Annotated in this window: 18 protein-coding genes and 1 riboswitch; of the genes, 9 read left to right on the top strand and 9 right to left on the bottom strand. The window is 69.0% G+C overall.

Going from position 1 to position 18,355, the window contains the following annotated elements; translation table 11 throughout:
• Window positions 1–10: 10 nt before the first annotated feature.
• Together EER30_RS14640 and EER30_RS14635 are read right to left on the bottom strand one after the other, a co-directional pair.
• Window positions 11–664: a nucleotidyl transferase AbiEii/AbiGii toxin family protein gene (locus EER30_RS14640; RefSeq protein ID WP_127500966.1), complete on the bottom strand. Its 654-nt coding sequence runs from the start codon at window positions 662–664 to the stop codon at window positions 11–13.
• Window positions 665–806: 142 nt separating this feature from the next.
• The gene (locus EER30_RS14635; protein ID WP_127500965.1) at window positions 807–1,178 is read right to left on the bottom strand and encodes a VOC family protein; all 372 of its coding nucleotides are present in this window, start codon (window positions 1,176–1,178) and stop codon (window positions 807–809) included.
• 87 nt (window positions 1,179–1,265) lie between these two features.
• Here EER30_RS14635 and EER30_RS14630 point away from each other — a divergent pair, with 87 nt between their 5' ends.
• On the top strand, window positions 1,266–1,970 hold the full coding sequence (locus tag EER30_RS14630) for a winged helix-turn-helix transcriptional regulator (RefSeq protein WP_127500964.1): 705 nt from the start codon (window positions 1,266–1,268) through the stop codon (window positions 1,968–1,970).
• 106 nt (window positions 1,971–2,076) lie between these two features.
• Here the strand turns inward: EER30_RS14630 and EER30_RS14625 are convergent, their stop codons facing one another.
• The 5 genes from EER30_RS14625 to mgrA form a co-directional block, all read right to left on the bottom strand.
• Window positions 2,077–2,454: a hypothetical protein gene (locus tag EER30_RS14625; protein ID WP_127500963.1), complete on the bottom strand. Its 378-nt coding sequence runs from the start codon at window positions 2,452–2,454 to the stop codon at window positions 2,077–2,079.
• A 332-nt stretch (window positions 2,455–2,786) separates the two neighbouring features.
• Complete coding sequence (locus EER30_RS14620) at window positions 2,787–3,149, bottom strand: hypothetical protein (protein WP_127500962.1); 363 nt, start codon at window positions 3,147–3,149, stop codon at window positions 2,787–2,789.
• 24 nt (window positions 3,150–3,173) lie between these two features.
• Complete coding sequence (locus EER30_RS14615; protein WP_127500961.1) at window positions 3,174–3,953, bottom strand: nucleotidyltransferase domain-containing protein; 780 nt, start codon at window positions 3,951–3,953, stop codon at window positions 3,174–3,176.
• The gene (locus tag EER30_RS14610; protein ID WP_127500960.1) at window positions 3,950–4,624 is read right to left on the bottom strand and encodes a nucleotidyltransferase domain-containing protein; all 675 of its coding nucleotides are present in this window, start codon (window positions 4,622–4,624) and stop codon (window positions 3,950–3,952) included. Before EER30_RS14610 ends, EER30_RS14615 begins: the two co-directional genes overlap by 4 nt.
• A gap of 42 nt (window positions 4,625–4,666) precedes the next feature.
• On the bottom strand, window positions 4,667–5,662 hold the full coding sequence (gene mgrA / locus EER30_RS14605) for an L-glyceraldehyde 3-phosphate reductase (protein ID WP_127500959.1): 996 nt from the start codon (window positions 5,660–5,662) through the stop codon (window positions 4,667–4,669).
• A gap of 50 nt (window positions 5,663–5,712) precedes the next feature.
• Window positions 5,713–5,816: riboswitch (glycine riboswitch) on the top strand.
• Window positions 5,817–5,882: 66 nt separating this feature from the next.
• Here mgrA and gcvP point away from each other — a divergent pair.
• Window positions 5,883–8,687, top strand: coding sequence for an aminomethyl-transferring glycine dehydrogenase (gene gcvP, locus EER30_RS14600; protein ID WP_127500958.1), 2,805 nt, complete (start codon window positions 5,883–5,885; stop codon window positions 8,685–8,687).
• Between the two features lie 75 nt (window positions 8,688–8,762).
• Here the strand turns inward: gcvP and EER30_RS14595 are convergent, their stop codons facing one another.
• Window positions 8,763–8,963, bottom strand: coding sequence for a DUF5999 family protein (locus EER30_RS14595; RefSeq protein ID WP_127500957.1), 201 nt, complete (start codon window positions 8,961–8,963; stop codon window positions 8,763–8,765).
• Window positions 8,964–9,087: 124 nt separating this feature from the next.
• Between EER30_RS14595 and EER30_RS14590 the strand changes: the two genes are divergently transcribed.
• The 7 genes from EER30_RS14590 (at window position 9,088) to EER30_RS14560 (ending at window position 13,896) form a co-directional block, all read left to right on the top strand.
• Window positions 9,088–10,287 carry a chorismate-binding protein gene (locus tag EER30_RS14590; RefSeq protein WP_127500956.1) on the top strand — a complete coding sequence of 400 codons (1,200 nt, stop codon included), beginning with the start codon at window positions 9,088–9,090 and terminating at the stop codon, window positions 10,285–10,287.
• A 21-nt stretch (window positions 10,288–10,308) separates the two neighbouring features.
• Complete coding sequence (locus tag EER30_RS14585) at window positions 10,309–10,884, top strand: dihydrofolate reductase family protein (RefSeq protein ID WP_127500955.1); 576 nt, start codon at window positions 10,309–10,311, stop codon at window positions 10,882–10,884.
• A gap of 273 nt (window positions 10,885–11,157) precedes the next feature.
• Window positions 11,158–12,024 (top strand): hypothetical protein, encoded by an 867-nt coding sequence (locus tag EER30_RS14580; RefSeq protein ID WP_127500954.1) that lies wholly within the window; start codon window positions 11,158–11,160, stop codon window positions 12,022–12,024.
• Entirely contained in the window at window positions 12,021–12,512 is a 492-nt protein-coding gene (locus tag EER30_RS14575) for a SigE family RNA polymerase sigma factor (protein WP_127500953.1), read from the top strand. Before EER30_RS14580 ends, EER30_RS14575 begins: the two co-directional genes overlap by 4 nt.
• Window positions 12,513–12,540: 28 nt before the next feature.
• The gene (gene def, locus EER30_RS14570; RefSeq protein ID WP_127500952.1) at window positions 12,541–13,041 is read left to right on the top strand and encodes a peptide deformylase; all 501 of its coding nucleotides are present in this window, start codon (window positions 12,541–12,543) and stop codon (window positions 13,039–13,041) included.
• 90 nt (window positions 13,042–13,131) lie between these two features.
• Window positions 13,132–13,479: an effector-associated constant component EACC1 gene (locus EER30_RS14565; protein ID WP_127500951.1), complete on the top strand. Its 348-nt coding sequence runs from the start codon at window positions 13,132–13,134 to the stop codon at window positions 13,477–13,479.
• 24 nt (window positions 13,480–13,503) lie between these two features.
• Window positions 13,504–13,896: a VOC family protein gene (locus EER30_RS14560; protein ID WP_127500950.1), complete on the top strand. Its 393-nt coding sequence runs from the start codon at window positions 13,504–13,506 to the stop codon at window positions 13,894–13,896.
• Between the two features lie 193 nt (window positions 13,897–14,089).
• On the opposite strand, the gene EER30_RS14555 is transcribed toward EER30_RS14560, so the two are convergent.
• On the bottom strand, window positions 14,090–17,950 hold the full coding sequence (locus tag EER30_RS14555; RefSeq protein WP_240670018.1) for a ThuA domain-containing protein: 3,861 nt from the start codon (window positions 17,948–17,950) through the stop codon (window positions 14,090–14,092).
• Between the last annotated feature and the right edge of the window lie 405 nt (window positions 17,951–18,355).

Genomic DNA, 18,355 nt, shown 5'->3' with positions numbered 1-18,355 from the left:
GATTCGTCAATCATATGGATCGTGGGCGGGGCCATGTCGCCAGGCGTTGCCGCAGCTCGCGGATCTGGCGCGGATCGAGGCCGTAGAGCGCGAACCGCGCGTCGTCCAGCCGATCCAGATAACGCCCGGCGTCGGCCACATCTTCCGGATCGAGCGCCGGGTCGGCGTGCCGCCCCAGCTCGAGCAACTGGGCCAGGGAGTAGCGCTCAAGGGCGGCCGCGACGTCGATGTAGTCGCGCACCTCACGCCGGTTGACCAGGGCCGCGACCTTCGTGGCGACCAGATCGTCGAGGTGCATGACCGGGCCGAGTTCCATGACCACGGGCGTACGTTGCCGGTCGAGCCGGCACAGCGTCAGCCTCAAGGCCCGGTCGTCGGTCGCGACGAGGAATTCCTGAAGGTCCTCGTCCATGCCTTCGAAGAGCTCGTCGCCCTCCTCCCGTACGACCCGGTAGCCGGCCTCGCGCAGCGCGGAGCTCACCTCACCCGCCGCCGCGGCGACCCCACCGGCCGTGTCGGTGAACAGGTCGACGTCCTCGGTGGGCCGCTTGACCAGCCCGTTCACCAGCCAGGCGAAGCCCCCGCCGAGAACGAACCCGTGTTTGGTGGCGACCGCGAGGGCCACCCGAGCGACATCGGCATAGAAGTCGTCGACGCTCGCCATCGCGTCAGGCTATCGGCACTCCGGATCCCGGGGGCCCGCCGGTCATCGGAGCGAGCATCCTGGGCACCACGATCTTCGCGCCCCCCTGATACGCAGAGTGCTGAACAGGGGAGCAAAGCCGACCGAAATTCACGCTCAGTGATCAGGCTGAACCGGCCACGCCCACGAGGTTGCCTTCGGGGTCGGTGAAGTGCCCGACGACGAGAGCTCCAGCACGGCCCTCGGGCCCCATGCGCCGGGTGCCGCCGAGCTTCTCGGCCCGCTTCAGGGCCGCCTCCACATCGTCGACACCGACGTAGAACAGGACGCTGGGCCGGAAGCCGTCGCCGCCCCCGATGCCACCGTTGATCTGGACGGTCTCGCCGCTGACGAAGCCGTACCGCCCTGGCTGCGACACGTTCTCACTGACCGTGTCACCCACCTCGAACGTCCAGCCGAACAGGTCGCCGTAATAGCGCTGCAGCCCTTCCGGGTCGCTCCCGATGATCTCGAAATGCACGACAGGCAGTCCCATGTCGTTCCACCTCCTGCCCTCGACGCTAGACCTTGCTGGTTGTTAAAAACAACCCTCTAGTCTTGCTGTTGAAGTGAGAGGATGCCGATGCCGACCAGTCGCACCTACGCGGACGCCTGCGGGATCGCCCGCGCCCTCGACGTGGTGGGGGAGCGGTGGGCCCTGCTGGTCGTGCGGGAACTGCTGCTCGGCCCGCAACGCTTCACCGACCTGCGCCGAGCCCTGCCCGGCGCCAGCTCCAACCTGCTCACCGACCGCCTGCGCGAACTCGACGCGCACGGCGTGATCTCGCGCCGCCGCCTGCCCCCACCGGCCAGTTCCTGGGTGTACGACCTGACCGCCCGCGGCCGCGAGCTGGAGCCCATAGTCCTGGCGCTGGGCGTGTGGGGCGTCCAGTTCCCCCTCCCCGGCACGCCTACGACCCTCAGCGCGACCTCGGTCCTCATCTACCTGCGCACAGCCGGCCGCCCCGACCCGCAGTCGCCGGCCTACCGCCTGGAACTCGACGACCGGGTCTGGACCGTCGAGCCGGACGGCGACCGCTGGCACATCACCCCCGGCGAGCCACCCGACCCGGCCGCGACCCTGCGTACCAGCCCCAAGACGTTCAACACCCTCCTCGAGGACCCGGAAGCCTTGGACGAGGCACTGACCACCGGAACCGCCACCGCAACCGGCGATCTGCCGGCCCTGCGGCGGCTCCTGGCCTCGATCGATCAGGGCTCGGGAAACCTCTCGTCCTCGCAGCCGGGAGCAAGAATGGCGCCCGTCCCCGGCGGCAGCGTCAGTTAGTGCAGCGCCAGTTAGTAAGGCTGTCCATCAGCGCACTGGGCAAGGCACGTGTCGATCGCGATGTCAGCCGTCTGCCGGGGTCAGCAGCCGCGCCTGGCCGGCACGGTCAGAGGGCGCCGGCTCCGGCCAGCTGATCGGCGTGGGGCCGCAGACCGGCCGCGCGCAACCGGGGATGCCGGGCCTCCCAGGCCGCCCGCACCGCGCGGGGGAGATTGAGCTCCGGCCACACCCGCACGAGCGTCGCGCCGTGCAGATAGCCGCGCAATTCCTCGACCCGGATCGCCTCGCGCAGAACGTTCTCGTACATCCAGGCGAGCATGGTCGGCTGGGCCAGGTCGAACGCGCTGCGCGGCCCCCACCAGAGCCGCAATGGAAGCTCGACCAAACCGCTTGTCGGCCCGTTCAATTCGCCCAGGGTCCCCGCCACCAGGACGGCCCGATGCGGCCGAGCGAGGTGAACAGCGACACGAGAAGCGGTGGACATGCGATCAGCGTAAACCGACACCCTGCCCAAACCGAGTTCCTAGTTTCCTAGGATGCCATAGCGGCGGAGCCGCAGAACACAGAACGACGCCTTCGGCGACGACCCATGAGAAGCAATTCCTGGGCTCCCGGATGTCGAGGAAATCTGCTTTCACGTGCGGGAACGTGTGCCGCGCGCGTTATCGGAGCATGCGCGGTGATCGATGCGAGCTGTTCGGCGGCGGTGACATCAATGACCGGGGCAGCGGAATCGCATTCTTTCCGGCGCGGTAAACCGGGGCAGACCATGCTCGCCCCGGACCGCGGTCGGTCACTGGTCCCGCGTCGCGGCGGCTAACAGTTCGGCAGGCCCAACCCGCCGCGCTGGTCGCGAACCACCCACACCTCGGCCAGGTAGCCCGCATTGCCGTCGTCGTCCGTCACTCGATACCAGAGGCTCGACTGGGCCGCTTCCGGACATCCCTTGACCCGGCAGGAGTTGACCGTTCGGGACGACAGATAGCCGGCCCCGGTGTCGGTCATCTCGAGTCCTTTGGTGACTTTGTTGTAGACGGTGATCGGGGTTCCGCGGCGGTCCTCCTTCCACCAGTTCACCGCGATCACCGCCACGGCCAGGAAGAAGGCGAGGACCAGGAACGGCTGGAGTTTCTTGAGCCGCTGCCGGGTCAGGAAATGGCGGAGTACCGCGTAGGTCATCGCGAACGCGGCGAAACGGTAGTCCTACATCTGACGTTCGCTCTCGAAAGAGGACACCGTTTCCAGGCGTGCTCGCACCACCAGTGCGTCGAGGGCGTCCACCGCGGATTCGTCGGGATAGGCGGGCAGGGGAGTGGCGTCCCGGGCGGCTTCGAGTTCGAGGCGTAGCCGGGCCGTGTCGGCGCGGAGTTGCACCTCGAGCGCGGCGGGGAACGGTCCCTTCTCGGCCGATTGCTTCATGGCGATCAGTTCCGGCACGTAATCCAACGAGGTTCCGAGGACGTTCAGATCCGTTTCGAGAAGTCCGGTGAGCATCAGGTGCCGGCCGGTAAGCAGGACGCGTAGCCAATACAGGGCGGCTTTGAGGCGTCCGGTCTGGTCGAACAGCCTTTCCTGGGACGTCGCGAAGCCGAGGTAGTGGTGGGCGTGACCCGAGGTGATGAACGACGGTGCCAGGGCGACCAATTGCGAGTGCAGGGGAGTGGTGGCCACGACCAGTGGCGAGAGCAGTTGTTCGAGGACGTAGCCGTTGCGGCTGTTCAGCAGGCGGGCGAATTTGCGCAGGTCGTGGCTGACGACGTCGAGTTCGATGTCGTCTCGGTATCCGCTGGACGACACGGTTTCGGGGCCGGTGCGCAGTCCTACGACTTCGGCGGCGGGCAGCAGGTGGGCGGCGCGCAGGTCGAGGTCGGAGTCGATCGACGCGAAGCCGTACAGGTGGGCTCCGCTGACGGTCGCGAAGACCACCGGATAGGGCAGTGCGGCGACGACCTCGCCGGCCCACATTGGCACTGTCAGCGTCATTTGAGGCCCTCCTCTCGTACGGCGTGAAGCAGTTGGTCGATCGTGTCGCGGTCCGGCGATTCCGGTAGCGGGCTGGCCGCCAGTGCCGAGGACAGTTCCTCGCGCAGGGAGGCGGCCCACGCCGTCACCGATTGCCAGGGGATCGACCCGTTTCTGATGTCGAGCAGCCGTGTCCGCAGCGGAGTCACATCGACGAGGACCGAGCCGGTTCGCAGCACGTGGGCGCCGGCCGTCAGGAGCCGGATCATGTGCATGGCCTGTTTCCAGTTCGTCTCGCCGGTTCGTGCTCGGCGGGCGTCGACCCGGTTGAGTTGGTCGCGCGCGTATTCGCCGTACGTGGAAGCGGCTTTACGCGACAGAAAGGCGTCGCGCGCGGACAGCAGCCGTGAGCCGAGGGGTGTGACCTGTTCGACGATGGGGGACCAGAGCACTTCGAGAACCGTCGGATTCGCTTGCAGCGCCAGGGTGCAGAACCGTTCGATCTCCCACGAGAACTGTTCGGGCAGGGGCCCGTCGAGGTGGGTCGGTGGTTTGTCCAATGACCAGAACAGGCGGGTCGGTGCGGCGAAGACGCCCCGGCGGTCGTGGTCGGAGGAGGGCCCGGAAAGTCCGTACGCCCGCGATCCGACCACGACGCCGAGGATGGTGTGCCGTTCGACCAATTCGATCATGCGGCGACGGTATGCGAAACGCGGCAAGGAAGCCGCCGCGTTTCAGAGGTCGAGCACGGTCCCGTCGATAGCCCCGATCTCCTCTGAGGTGAGCGTGAGGTTGTTGATCGTGGCGACGTTGTTCTCGAGTTGCTGGACGCTGCTGGCCCCGATGATCAGGGACGTCATCCGGGGGTCGCGCAGGGCCCACGCGAGTGACATCTGGGCCAGGGACTGGCCGCGCTGCTTGGCGATGTCGTTCAGCGCGTGGATGCGTCCGAGCGTCTGGTTGTCAAGATCACTCTCGTTGAGGAAGTTGCTGGTCCGCACGCGCGAGTCGTCGGGGATGCCGCCGAGGTAGCGGTCGGTCAGCAGGCCCTGCTGCAGCGGGCTGTAGGCGATGGCGCCCGCGCCCACCGACTCGAGCGTGTCGAGCAGGTTGTCCTTCTCGATCCAGCGGTTGAGGATCGAGTACGACGGCTGGTGGATCAGCAGCGGGGTGCCGAGATCGCGCAGGATCGCGGCGGCCGCGGCGGTCTGCTCGGCGTTGTAGTTCGACAGGCCGACGTACTGGGCCTTGCCGGCGCGTACGACGGCGTCGAGGGCGCCCATCGTCTCTTCGAGCGGGGTGTCCGGGTCGGGCCGGTGGTGGTAGAAGATGTCGACGTAGTCGAGGCCGAGGCGCTTGAGGGACTGGTCGAGCGAGCTGACCAGGTATTTGCGGCTGCCCCACTCGCCGTACGGGCCGGGCCACATGTAGTAGCCGGCCTTGGTGGAGACGACGATCTCGTCGCGGTAGGGCGCGAGGTCGGCGGTGAGGATGCGGCCGAAGTTCTCCTCGGCGCTGCCGGCCGGCGGGCCGTAGTTGTTGGCGAGGTCGAAGTGGGTCACTCCGAGGTCGAACGCGCGGCGGACGATGTCGCGCTGGCGGTCCCAGGGCCGTTCGTGGCCGAAGTTGTGCCAGAGGCCGAGCGAGATGGCGGGCAGGCGCAGTCCGCTGCGCCCGGTCCGCCGGTAGGGCATGGAGTCGTAGCGGTCGCCCGCGGGGGTGTAGATCACAACCCCACCCTAGAGACATCAACGTGAAACATGCGCGCTGGTACGTTGTGATTAGCCACGCGGGAGAGACCGCAACATCCTACGGGATTGGTGTCGGCGCCGAAGGGGCAAATCCTCCCCGGAACCTCTCAGGCAAAAGGACCGCGTGGGCAGGCGACTCTGAAGCCGTGCGCGGTGACAGAGGGGGAGGCCGCCTTGTCGACCTCTCTTAGGAGCCGTCATGACGTTCGCTTCCCGGCATATCGGGCCGGACAACGAAGAGCAGACCCACATGCTCAAGACCATCGGGTACGCGTCCCTGGACGCCCTGATGGAGGCGGCGATCCCCGAGGTGATCCGCTGGCACGGGTCCCTCGAGCTGCCGGACGCGGCCTCCGAGGAGGAGGCGATCGCCGAGCTGCGCGCGATCGCCGGCCGTAACCGGGTGACGACCTCGATGATCGGCCTGGGCTACTACGGCACGTTCACCCCGGCCGTGATCAAGCGGAATGTGCTGGAGAACCCGGCCTGGTACACGGCGTACACCCCGTACCAGCCGGAGATCAGTCAGGGCCGGCTCGAGGCGCTGCTGAACTTCCAGACGATGGTGACCGACCTTACCGGCCTGACGACGGCGAACGCGTCGATGCTGGACGAGGGCACCGCGGTCGCCGAGGCGATGACCCTCGCGAAGCGGGCGTCCAAGTCCAAGTCCCAGGTGTACGTGGTCGACGCCGACACGCTGCCGCAGACGCTCTCGGTGTTGCGCACACGGGCCGAGCCGCTCGGTATCGACCTGCACCTGGTCGACCTGGATGGTGGCGCTGAGCTGCCCGGCGAGTTCTTCGGCCTGCACCTGCAGTATCCGGGCGCTTCGGGGGCCGTACGGGATCATGAGCAGTTGATCTCGGCGGCGCATGCGAAGGGCGCGTTGGTGACCGTGGCCGCGGATCTGCTTGGTCTGACGCTGCTGCGTTCTCCGGGTGAGATCGGGGCGGACATCGCGGCCGGTACGACTCAGCGTTTCGGGGTGCCGCTCGGTTTCGGTGGTCCGCACGCGGGCTATCTCGCGGTTCGTGCGGGTCTGGAGCGGTCGTTGCCGGGTCGTCTGGTCGGCGTTTCGAAGGACGCGGATGGTGCTCCGGCGTACCGGCTGGCTCTGCAGACGCGGGAGCAGCACATCCGTCGTGAGAAGGCGACGAGCAACATTTGTACGGCACAGGTCCTGCTCGCGGTCATGGCGAGCATGTACGCCGTCTACCACGGGCCGCAGGGTTTGAAGGACATCGCGACGCGGGTGCACTCGCGGGCGTTGTCGATCGCCGGTGGCCTGAGCGCGGCCGGCGTCGAGGTCGCCCACACCGACTTCTTCGACACCGTGACCGCCGTCGTCCCGGGTCGCGCCCAGGAGATCGTGGCGGCGCTGGGGGCCGAGGGCATCGACCTGCGTCTGGTGGACGCCGACCGGGTTTCGATCTCGTGCGACGAGACGACCACCGTGGCGCACGTCGCCGCCGTACTGGCCGCTTTCGGCGCTACGCCGGGCGCGGCCGCCTCTTCGGGGATCGCGGCGCTCGCGCGGACCAGCGACTACCTGACCCACCCGGTGTTCCGCACGCATCACTCCGAGACGAGCATGCTGCGCTACCTGCGCAAGCTGTCCGACCGTGACTACGCGCTGGACCGGGGCATGATCCCGCTGGGCTCGTGCACGATGAAGCTGAACGCGACCACCGAGATGGAGCCGGTCACCTGGCCGGAGTTCGCGAACATCCACCCGTACGCCCCGGCGGCGAACGCGGCCGGCTATGCCGAGCTGGTGTCGTCGCTGGAGGGGTGGCTGGCCGAGATCACCGGGTACGACGCGGTGAGCGTGCAGCCGAACGCGGGTTCGCAGGGTGAGCTGGCCGGTCTGCTAGCGATCCGCGGTTACCACCGTTCGCGTGGCGACGAGCACCGTGACGTGTGCCTTATCCCGTCGAGCGCGCACGGCACGAACGCGGCCAGCGCGGTCATGGCGGGCATGCGGGTCGTCGTGGTGGCCTGCGACGACGCGGGCAACGTCGACATGGCCGACCTGCACGCCAAGATCGCGAAGCACGCCGACAACCTGGCGGCGATCATGGTGACGTACCCGTCGACGCACGGCGTGTACGAGACGTCGATCGCCGACCTGTGCGCGGCCGTGCACGAGGCCGGTGGCCAGGTCTACGTCGACGGCGCCAACCTGAACGCGCTGGTCGGGTTCGCCCGGCCGGGCAAGTTCGGCGCCGACGTGTCGCACCTGAACCTGCACAAGACGTTCTGCATCCCGCACGGCGGCGGTGGCCCCGGCGTGGGCCCGGTCGCGGTGCGCGCGCACCTGTCCGACTTCCTGCCCGGCGACCCGCTGCTGCCCGGTGAGCACCACGCGGTGTCGGCGGCGGCGCACGGGTCGGCCGGCATCCTGCCGATCTCGTGGGCGTACGTGCGGATGATGGGCCCGGACGGCCTGGCGGCGGCGACCGGTACGGCGGTGCTGACGGCCAACTATGTGGCGTCGCGGCTGCGGGAGCACTACCCGGTGCTCTACACGGGCGGGACCGGGCTGGTGGCCCATGAGTGCATCCTCGATCTGCGGCCGATCACGAAGGCGACCGGTGTCTCGGTCGACGACGTGGCGAAGCGGCTGATCGACTACGGGTTCCACGCGCCGACGATGTCGTTCCCGGTGGCCGGCACCCTCATGGTGGAGCCGACCGAGAGCGAAGATCTGGCCGAGCTCGACCGGTTCGTCAACGCGATGATCGCCATCAAGGGCGAGATCGACCAGGTGGCGGCGGGGGTGTGGCCGGCGGGCGACAACCCGCTGTCGAACGCGCCGCACACGTCGGCGGCGGTCTCGGCCGACGAGTGGGAGCACGCCTACCCGCGTTCGGTGGCCGGGTTCCCGGCCGGGGTGGACCGTACGGCGAAGTACTGGCCGCCGGTGCGCCGCATCGACGGTGCCTACGGCGACCGGAACCTGGTCTGCTCGTGCCCCTCGCCGGAGGCGTTCGAGGACTGATAGTGGCTTCGCGGGGGCCTGGGTTCGCAGGCCCCCGTCGCTACGCTGGGTAGCGGGTTGAGTGCGGTTCCGCGGTCAGGCCGCGAGGGCGTGAGGGGCGGGGCCGCGGTGCGGGGCGATCATCGTGCCGTCGGGCAGGATCTCGCCGGTGTCCTCGAAGACGATCACGCCGTTGCAGAGGAGGCTCCAGCCTTGCTCGCGGCACGCCGCGACGGTCCGCGCGGCCTCACGGTCGACGGCTTCGGCACTGGGACAGGGGTTCGTGTGCTGGCACATCGGTGTTTCTCCGGTCGGGGGGCTGTGTGATGACTCACAACGACGGTGACGGACGTTACCTCAGATCGAACGACCGCGGTTCGGGCGGGTGACGGTGTCTCCATTGACAGAATCCTCGTATTCGATGGTCCACGGAAGCCGGTCGTTCGACCACTTCCCGACACCTCCTTTCGGCTCCCCGCCGGGCGCTCCGGCGTCCTGCCAGGGCCGTCACCGAGCGTCAACTTCGTTGGTATGGCGCTCATCCGACGGCGGGGACCCTGCCGAGCTTGTCTCCGAGTTCCTCGCGGACAACGGACTAGGCGTGCGAAACATTGGCCGAACGGCCACCCAGATTCACCCGACCAGCGCTGGCTCGATTTGCGGAGCGGCACTCTACGTGTCCGCGGATGCCGGTTCCGTGATGGCCGGCGGCGCCGCTGCCGCCAAGACGCCGGTGCCGTCGATCCCCGACGTGTACGCGGTCGTCTACCACCATGGTGACCACCCCGTGCAACCTTCCGGTAACGGTCGGTGGGAGTTGGGGGAGTGGGAGCCGAGCTGGACCCCGCAGGAGCACGCGGCGGCCGTCTCCGCGGTCCGCGAGGCGATCGGGCGCGGCGACGTCTATCAGGTGAATGTGGTCGGGCATACCAGCGCGCCGTACGCCGGAGATCCCTCGGCCGCCCTGCTGCGGGTGGCCTCGCTGCCGGGCGCGCGCTACGGCGGCGTCCTGGCCGGTCCCGGCTGGGCCCTGGCCACCGCGTCGCCCGAGACGCTCGTGGAGGTGCGCGACGGCCGGGTCATCACCCGCCCGATCAAGGGCACCCGCCCGGCCACCGCGGTCGGGCGCCGCGAGCTGCTGGCCTCGGTCAAGGAACGCGCCGAGCACGTGATGATCGTCGACCTGTCCCGCAACGACCTCTCCCGCCTGCCCGGCGTGGGCCCGGTCGAGGTCGAGGAGCTTTTCGCCGTACGCCGGTGGGCCGCGCTGTGGCAGGCCGAGTCGGTCGTGTCGGCGCCCGTCACCGGTGAGCTGTCCCTGGCCGCGTTGCTGCGGGCCCTCGTACCGGGTGGGTCGGTGACGGGTGCGCCGAAGATCGCGGCGCTGTCGCAGATCGCCCGCCTCGAACCGGTCGGGCGTGGGGTGAGCATGGCCGCGGTCGGCTGGATCGGCACCGGCCACGTCGATCTGGGGCTGACCATCCGTACGGTCGCCGTCGACGGCTCGCGGGTGCACGCCTGGGCCGGTGGGGGCATCGTGTGGGACAGCGACCCGGCCGACGAGGTGGCCGAGGCGGCGGCCAAGCTGGCCCCGATCAAGAAGGCCCTGAGTTTGTCGTAGGCGGGTGGGACAGTGCGGGGCATGACGAAGACGCAGTACTACACGGCCACCTCGATCGACGGCTTCATCGCCGACTCCCGCAACTCGCTCGACTGGCTCTTCGAGACCGAGGGCGAGCGCGCCGACGACACCGGCACCGACCCGTTCTCGGCGTTCTTCACCCAGGTCGGGGCGTTCGCGATGGGCGCCACCACCTACGAGTGGGTGTTCGACCACGACAAGCTCGGCGACAACCCCGAGAAGTGGTCGAGCTACTACGGCGACGTGCCCTCATGGGTGTTCACCCACCGCTCGCTGCCGCCGATCCCCGGCGCCACCGTGAACTTCGTCGAGGGTGACGTGCGCCCGGTTCACGAGGCGATGCGCGCCGCCGCCGCAGACAAGAACATTTGGATCGTCGGCGGTGGTGAGCTCGCCGGAGCCTTCGCCGACGCCGGCCTCCTCGACGAGATCATCCTCGGTGTCGCCCCGGTCACCCTCGGCGGCGGCGCCCCACTGCTGCCCCGCCGCCTGACCTCTTCCCGCCTGACCCTGACCGGCATGGAACAGCGCGGCCCGTTCGCCTACCTGACCTACGCCGTAGCCGCCCCGGCCTGACCCGCCCCGGAAGACCGCCCGCGCTATCCGCACTCCGCCGTTCTTGCGCGCCCCGCTCCTTCGGCCTCCGCCCGCCTCCCTCCCACCCCCTGTCGTGCCGACGGCCACGGCTCGGGGCTGATTTGGCCGGTTCGCGGGCGAGCGGGCACCATTGGGGCCTTCGGACGCGGGGGCGATGAGACCGGGGCCACACATCTGAGGGTGTCGGGGCGGTCACCGAACGGACGGGCCGGCCCGTCTTATGCCTTGGAACGGCTGGGGAAGGGTTCGCCTGTGACCGAAGACCTGCGTGCGCTGCTGCGGGCCGAGCTGAACGACGAGCGGCCGCCGCCGCTGGGTGACGTGGTGGGTGCCGCGCTGCGCGACGGGCGCCGTATTCAGCGCCGCCGCCGGGCGGGCCTGGTGCTGGCCGGTTCCGTCGGCCTCGTCGGGTTTCTGCTGGCCGGCAGCGTGGCGCTCGTGCCCGGGCCGCGCTCGGATCAGCTCGCCGCAGAGTCCGTCGACGAGCTGATCACCCCGGCCGCCGCACCGCCGGAGGCGCCGCGGGCGCAGGCGGCGGCCAAGGCGCCCGTGTCTCCCGGATCTGTGCCGTTCGGTTCAGCCGTCCCCGAAACGCTGGCCCCGCAGCGTAGTTTGGCGATCCGCAGCGGCACGCACGATGCCGCCGGAACTCCGACGAAAGCGACAGCGGGGGCCATGCTTTACCTTCTGACAAAGCTCCTGCCGGCCGGGGCGGCGAGCAAGCCGGCCACGGCCGACACCGGCCCGCTGAGCGTGGAGGTCATCCTCGACCGAGGGGCAGGCCCGGGCACGATCCGCCTGGAGCTCGACCAGGCCGCGACGGCCGGCCCGCGGCCCGCGCGCGGCGACACCGCGACGGTGACGGTCGCCGACTTCCCCGACGACTGCACGCGCTCGACCACGGTCACCTCCCGTTGGCCCGACGGCACGACGGTGCGCCTCGAGGTCGGGACGTGCCTGGCCCTGAAGAGCGGCGACGGCCCGGACGGCCCGCCGGTGCTGTCGCAGAAGGAGGCCATCCTGCTCGCCTCCAACCCGAGATGGGGCCTGACGATGGACCCCGAGCTGGTCGCGGTGGGTGACAAGCAGTTCGGCGCGCTGCCGGTGCCCACGCCGTGACCGACGACGAACAGTTCGCCGAGTTCGCGCAGGCCCACGCCGAGCGGCTGCGTACGACCGCTTTCATGCTGTGCCGCGACTGGCATCTCGCGCAGGACCTCACCCAGAACGCGCTGACCAAGCTGTTCCTCAACTGGCGCCGGGCCGTGCAGTCCGACAACCTGGTGGCGTACGCCCAAAAGATCTTGTTCCGGGTGTTCCTCGACCACCGGCGGCTGCGCTCGTCGAGCGAGACGACACCCGGCGTGCTGCGGGAACCGGTCCACCGCGAGAGCCACGAGCTGCGCCTGACGATGCTCGACGCGCTGGCCCGGCTGCCCGAACGCGACCGGGCGATCGTCATCCTGCGCTACTTCGAGGACTACAGCGTCGAACGGGTCGCCGACGTGCTCGACCTGCCGACCACCGTCGTCAAGAGCCAGACCCGCCGTTCGCTGGCCAAGCTGCGCGAACTGCTCGCCGAGGACCAGCTGGCCCTGTTCGGCTGAGCACCGCCTCCCCGATAATCTTGGCGGCATGACAGTGCGCCCCATCAGGATCTTCGGCGACGCGGTGCTGCGCACCGAGTGCGACCCGGTCACCTCGTTCGACGCCGAGCTGCGCGCCCTGGTCGACGACCTGGAAGACACGGTCCGCGAGCCCGGCCGCGCCGGAGTCGCCGCCCCGCAGATCGGTGTGAGCCTGCGCGTCTTCTCGTACAACGTCGACGACGTGGTCGGCCACATGGTCAACCCGGTGCTGACGGATTTCGAGGGCGAACAGGACGACGACGAGGGCTGCCTGTCGATCCCCGGGCTGTACTTCCCGACGAAACGCGCGATGTCGGTCACCGCCACCGGTTTCGACCGCAACGGCGACCCGCTGGTCATCCACGGCACCGGTTTCCTGGCCCGCGCCCTGCAGCACGAGACCGACCACCTCAACGGCACCCTCTACGTCGACACCCTCACGGGTGACGTGCGCCGCCAGGCCCTGCGCGAGATCCGCCGGCTACGGCCCGCCCCACCAGCCCGCTAGACCGTCCGGGCGCGGAGCGTAACGAACTGTTCACCGATGCGACGCCGTCGATGGCTGGCTTACCCGCCCGCATCGGAGCATCATCGCCGCGTGCACGCGAGAATCGCGCTCGTCGACGAAACTCCACACGACCTCATGACGCTCTGCTCCCGGCTACAGCACGACGACAAGCTGCGGGGCAACGTCTACACCGTCGCGGCCGAAGCGGCGCCCGGCGGCCCCTCCGAACTGCTCACCGTCGCGCTCGGCAGCGGCGGGGCGGTCGCGGCGCTCGGCGGCGTCCTGAGCGCCTGGCTGCTGTCCTCACGCCGGGCCAAAGTCATCATCGAGATGACCGACGGCCACCGCACCCGCCAAGTCGAGATCGACTCCGCCAACGCCGGCACCGCCACCCGGCTGCTGCGCGAGGCGTACGAGGTAACCGGCTCGCAGCCCTGACCACCAGTCTGGGATCGTTCGGGGATGACGTCCTTCGTTTCCCACACCACCGTGGACTGTGCCGACGCCTACACGCTCTCCCGCTGGTGGCAGGAAGTTCTGGACTATCGGCAGGACCCCGACGACCCGAACGAGCCGGGCCACGAGGAATGCCTGATCTCGTCGGCCGACGGGCGGCACCGGCTGCTGTTCATCGAGGTCCCGGACCGCAAACGGGGCAAGAACAGGATCCACCTCGACCTGCGCCCGGCCGAGGGCACCCGCGACGAGGAACTGGCCCGGCTGACCGGCCTGGGCGCGAACGTCGTGGCCGACCACCGCAACGACGACGGCACGGGCTGGGTGGTGCTCGCCGACCCGGAAGGCAACGAGTTCTGCATCCTGCGCAGCGAGGCCGAACTCGCCGTCACGCGGTAGAAGCCCTCATCCGCCACCGCGCCGCTTGACGGCCCACCCCGAGTTCCATATCGACTATCCGCCGGCGAGAGAGCGGGCCCGCGGTGTCAGAAACCGAACGTGCCGGTCCTTCGTCAATGAGTGACTCTCAGCCGGGACAGACCGGGGTGCGGGGCCCGAAGGTCCCCGCACCCGTCGTACGCGGTCTGTCCGATCAGCTGTAGACCTCGAACTCGAACAGCGAGTAGCCCCAGGCGGTGGCTCGGGCCGTGCCGTTGATCCGCACATACTGGCCGGTGGCGGCCAGCGCTGTGTTGTCGTCCACCCCACCGTCGCCGCCGGCGATCGTCCGTACCGTGGTCCAGGTCGTCCCGTTGGTCGACGTCTGGATCTGGTACGCGGACCCGTACGCCCCCTCCCAGGTCAACTTGACCCGATTGATGGGGTAGGACTGACCGAGGTTCACCTGGATCCACTGCGGGTCAGCGAAGGCGCTCGCCCATCGGCTGGTCAGCGAACCGTCCACCGCCGCGGAGGCCGGGTAGGCGACCGCCTCGGTGCTCGACGCCGTAGCCGGCTTGTTCAACGCCAGGTTGCCCGAGGGCTGCACGACAACGCCGCCGAACACCTCGAACTCGAACAGCGAGTAGCCCCAGGCGGTGCCGCGGGCCGTGCCGTTGATCCGCACGTAGCGACCGGTGGCGCCCAGCGCCGTGTTGTCGTCCACCCCACCGTCGCCGCCGGCGATCGTCCGTACCGTGGTCCAGGTCGTCCCGTTGGTCGACGTCTGGATCTGGTAACCGGAGCCGTAGGCCGCCTCCCAGGTCAACTTGACCCGGTCGATGGAGGTCGACTGGCCGAGGTCCACCTGGATCCACTGCGGATCGCTGAACGTGCTCGCCCATCTGGTGGTCAGCGAGCCGTCCACCGCGGCCGACGCCGGGTAGGCGACGGACTCCGCGCTCGACGCCGTCACCGGCTTGTTCAACGCCAGGTTGCCCGACTGCGGCGGGGTGGTGCCGCCGGAGGTGAACGTGAAGTCGTCGATGTCGAACAGCGATCCCGCGCCGCCGGTGAACACCAGGTACAACTGCTGCGTGCCGGCCGGTGGGCTGACCGTCCCGGTGACGTCGACCCACGTCTCCCAGCCGCCGGTCGGGCCGACCTGCACCGTGCCGGCCACCGGGCCGGTCGGTGAGCCGGTCCGCACGGTCAGCGTGCCACCGACGCCGGCCGAGGCGACCCGCGCTTTGATCCCGGTCACGCCGGACAGGTTGTACCGGGCGAAGGAGATCCAGTCGCCGTTCTCGATGTAGCCGATGGCATTGCCGCCGTGCGCGTTGGCCTTGGCGGCGACCTGGACGCCGTTCATGGTGCTGAAGTGTTCGGCCTGCCGGGTCCGCGGTTGCAGCAGGTGCTGAGCCTGGACCGCGACCCCGGTGACGGGGGTGTACTGCGCGGCGAGCACCCCGAAGATGTTCGCGCTCGCGTCGTGCTCACCGTCCACCGTGGTCTGGATCGAGCCGCTGCAACCGTTCTTGCTGGTAATCGGGTGACCGTGGCTGTCGTGGCCGAGCACGTAGTTGAGCACGACCCGGTTGCAGTCGATGGTGCCGGCATTCGGGTCGGTGACCCTGATCTCGTACGGCACCAGGTCGCCGAACTGGAACACCGATCCGTCGGGCGGTGCGACCAACTGGATGGATGGCCGGCCGACTCCGACGACCGTACTGGCCGTCGAGGTCTTGCCGCCGGAATCCCGTACCGTCAGCGTCGCGGTGAATTCGCCGTTCGCCGGGTAGGTGAACGTCGGGTTGGCCGCCGTGGAGTCGGTGCTGCCGTTACTGGTGAAGTCCCAGGCGTACGTGATCGGGTCGCCGTCCGGGTCGTTGCTGCCCGCCGAGCTGAACTGCACGGTCAGCGGCGCCGCGCCGGAGGACGGGGTGGCGCCGGCCTGTGCGATCGGAGCCCGGTTGCCGCCACTGTTGTACTCGATCCGGTAGAGAGCCGAGTTCTCATCCCCGCCGAACCAGGTCGTGCCGTAGTCGAGCACGTACAGGGCGCCGTCCGGCCCGAACTCCATGTCCATGATCGCCGTTCCGGTCCACGGGATCGGCTCGATCGCGCCGGCCGTGCCGTCGCCGTTCAGGGTGGCCGCCTTGATCCAGCGACTCGTGAATTCCCCGAGCAAGACTTTCTTGTCGTACGACGCCGGGAACTTCACATCGGACGCCAGCGCCGGGTTGAAGTTGTAGACGGGGCCGCCCATAGGCCCGCCCCCGCCCAGCTCGGGCCGCCAGGGACCCTGCCCACCGTAGGGCAGCCATGCCGCCTGCGACGCCGGCAGCGCCGTGACACCGGTGTTGTTCCGCGAGTTGTTCGTCGGCCCACCGGCACAGTTGTACGCACCGGACGACGGCCCGGAGGGGAACGCGTACTCCTGGTAGGGGGTGTTGTAGTTGGAGCAGTAGGGCCAGCCGAAGAAGCCCGGCCGGGTGATCCGCTCGAACGAGACGGTGCCCGCGGGCCCGCGCTGCGGGTCGGCCGAGCCGGCGTCGGGGCCGTAATCACCGAGGTAGACGACGCCGGTGGCCTTGTCGACGCTCATCCTGAACGGGTTGCGGAAGCCCATGGCGTACACCTCGGGCCTGGTGTTCGGTGTGCCCGGGGCAAACATGTTGCCGCCCGGGATGCTGTAGCCACCCGTCGCGCCAGGTCTGATCCGCAGCACCTTGCCGCGCAGATCGTTGCTGTTGGCCGAGGTGCGCTGCGCGTCGTAGGCGGGGTTGCGGTCGGCCCGCTCGTCGATCGGCGCGGAACCGGCCGAGTCGAACGGGTTGGTGTCGTCACCGGTGGACAGGTACAGGTTGCCGGCGGCGTCGAAGTCGATGTCGCCACCGACGTGGCAGCACAGCCCACGACTGGTCGGCACGTCGAGGATCGTCACCAGCGAGGCCGGGTCGATCGTGTTGTCGTCCCGCACGGTGAACCGGCCCAGCTTGTTGGAGCCGTTGAACGGGGCGAACTGCGCCGCCGTACCCGTGGACGGAGCGTCGCCGCCCGGCGTGCTCAACGGTGGCGCGTAATAGACGTACACCCAGCGGTTGGTGGCGAAGTTCGGGTCGGCCTTGATGCTCTGCAGACCCTCCTCGTCGTGGCTGTAGACCGGCAGCGTCAGCGCGATCTTGGTGTTGCCGTTGACATCGGTGTACCGGATGACGCCGTTTCGCGAGGTGTGCAGCACACCCCGGTTGGGCAGCACGGTGAGGCCCATCGGCTCACCGGTCTCCGCCACGCCTTTGGCCAGGTTCACCTGGCTGAACGTGCCGGCGGGACCCTGCACCGAGCAGTTGCCGACGTTCTGCGCGGCGTACTTGATGCCGCCGAGCAGGTGGGTGCGGAAGTGGGCCTCGGTGTAGCTCTCCTGAGTGTGGCCGAGGCCGGTGTACCAGGATCGGCCGCCGTCGTAGGGCCGGCACCACGAGATCGGGTGGTCGCCGTTCATAGTGCCGCCGGTGTACGTGGCCTCGTTGAGATTCGCGAGGACGTGCACCTGCGAGCGGGGGTTGGTGCGGTAGTTGTACAGCTCGTCGGTGCGGTTCCAGTTCACCGGGATGCCCGCGTTGGACGGGTGAGCGGTGTCCTCGATGCGAACCGTGACCGGCTGGATCGCGGGGTGACTCGCGAAGTAGGCCCCGACGAGGTTGCCGTACCAGGGCCAGTCGTATTCGGTGTCGGAGGCGGCGTGCACGCCGACATAGCCGCCGCCGGCGCGCAGATAACGCTCGAACGCGGCCTGCTGGGTCGCGTCGAGCACGTCGCCGGTGGTGGACAGCCAGATCACCGCTTTGAACCGGGCCAGGTTCGTGTCGGTGAACTGTGCGGCGTCCTCGGTCGCCTCGACAGCGAAGTTGTTCTGCGCGCCCAGTTGCTGGATCGCGGTGATCCCCGCCGGGATGGCGTCATGCCGGAACCCCGCGGTCTTGCTGAAGATCAGCACCGAGAAGTCGGCGGCGAATGCCGGGGCGGCGTTGACGCCCACTCCGGCCAGGACAAGGGCAACGATCAGTAGCACTCTGCGAATCATGATCGGTTGGGTCCCTCTCGTGAGGAAAGCAGCCGAGACGTGCGCCGATCACGTCTCGAACGTGGCCGCGGTAGGCGCCCCCGCGATGGGTCCCTGAGCGCGCATGACGGTGCCGCGTCTGTCCCAGCGGTGGAGGGTCGGCACGTCGCGCATCGGGGGACGTCGCGCGGCGCCGCGATGGGGGATGGAAGTGAGTCGGGTGTTCGTGGGCGGCTGCCGACGGCACCGGATCGGGGGTGTGGCGCCGTCAGATCGTGGAGCTCAACCCTTCGGAGAGCGCTTTCTCGGAAGGTGCTGAAAAGTTAACAGATTCGTCATCGCCCAACAATGCTTTCATCGACCGTCGTGAAACCAGGCGGCCGAAGTTCCCCTCGGCCCGGAAGCGTAAGGCAC

The sequence above is a fragment of the Actinoplanes solisilvae genome, from assembly GCF_003999975.1.
GTDB classification, from domain to species: domain Bacteria; phylum Actinomycetota; class Actinomycetes; order Mycobacteriales; family Micromonosporaceae; genus Actinoplanes; species Actinoplanes solisilvae.
This window is presented reverse-complemented; position numbering and strand designations above follow the sequence as displayed.

Excerpts from the sequence above, each read along its gene's own strand:
- gcvP (WP_127500958.1), top strand. The coding sequence starts at position 5,883 with ATGACGTTCGCTTCCCGGCATATCGGGCCGGACAACGAAGAGCAGACC.
- EER30_RS14620 (WP_127500962.1), bottom strand. The coding sequence starts at position 3,149 with ATGACCTACGCGGTACTCCGCCATTTCCTGACCCGGCAGCGGCTCAAG.
- EER30_RS14595 (WP_127500957.1), bottom strand. The coding sequence starts at position 8,963 with ATGTGCCAGCACACGAACCCCTGTCCCAGTGCCGAAGCCGTCGACCGT.
- EER30_RS14590 (WP_127500956.1), top strand. The coding sequence starts at position 9,088 with ATGGTCCACGGAAGCCGGTCGTTCGACCACTTCCCGACACCTCCTTTC.
- EER30_RS14630 (WP_127500964.1), top strand. The coding sequence starts at position 1,266 with ATGCCGACCAGTCGCACCTACGCGGACGCCTGCGGGATCGCCCGCGCC.
- EER30_RS14640 (WP_127500966.1), bottom strand. The coding sequence starts at position 664 with ATGGCGAGCGTCGACGACTTCTATGCCGATGTCGCTCGGGTGGCCCTC.
- EER30_RS14625 (WP_127500963.1), bottom strand. The coding sequence starts at position 2,454 with ATGTCCACCGCTTCTCGTGTCGCTGTTCACCTCGCTCGGCCGCATCGG.
- def (WP_127500952.1), top strand. The coding sequence starts at position 12,541 with ATGACAGTGCGCCCCATCAGGATCTTCGGCGACGCGGTGCTGCGCACC.
- EER30_RS14635 (WP_127500965.1), bottom strand. The coding sequence starts at position 1,178 with ATGGGACTGCCTGTCGTGCATTTCGAGATCATCGGGAGCGACCCGGAA.
- EER30_RS14560 (WP_127500950.1), top strand. The coding sequence starts at position 13,504 with ATGACGTCCTTCGTTTCCCACACCACCGTGGACTGTGCCGACGCCTAC.
- EER30_RS14615 (WP_127500961.1), bottom strand. The coding sequence starts at position 3,953 with ATGACGCTGACAGTGCCAATGTGGGCCGGCGAGGTCGTCGCCGCACTG.
- EER30_RS14585 (WP_127500955.1), top strand. The coding sequence starts at position 10,309 with ATGACGAAGACGCAGTACTACACGGCCACCTCGATCGACGGCTTCATC.
- EER30_RS14610 (WP_127500960.1), bottom strand. The coding sequence starts at position 4,624 with ATGATCGAATTGGTCGAACGGCACACCATCCTCGGCGTCGTGGTCGGA.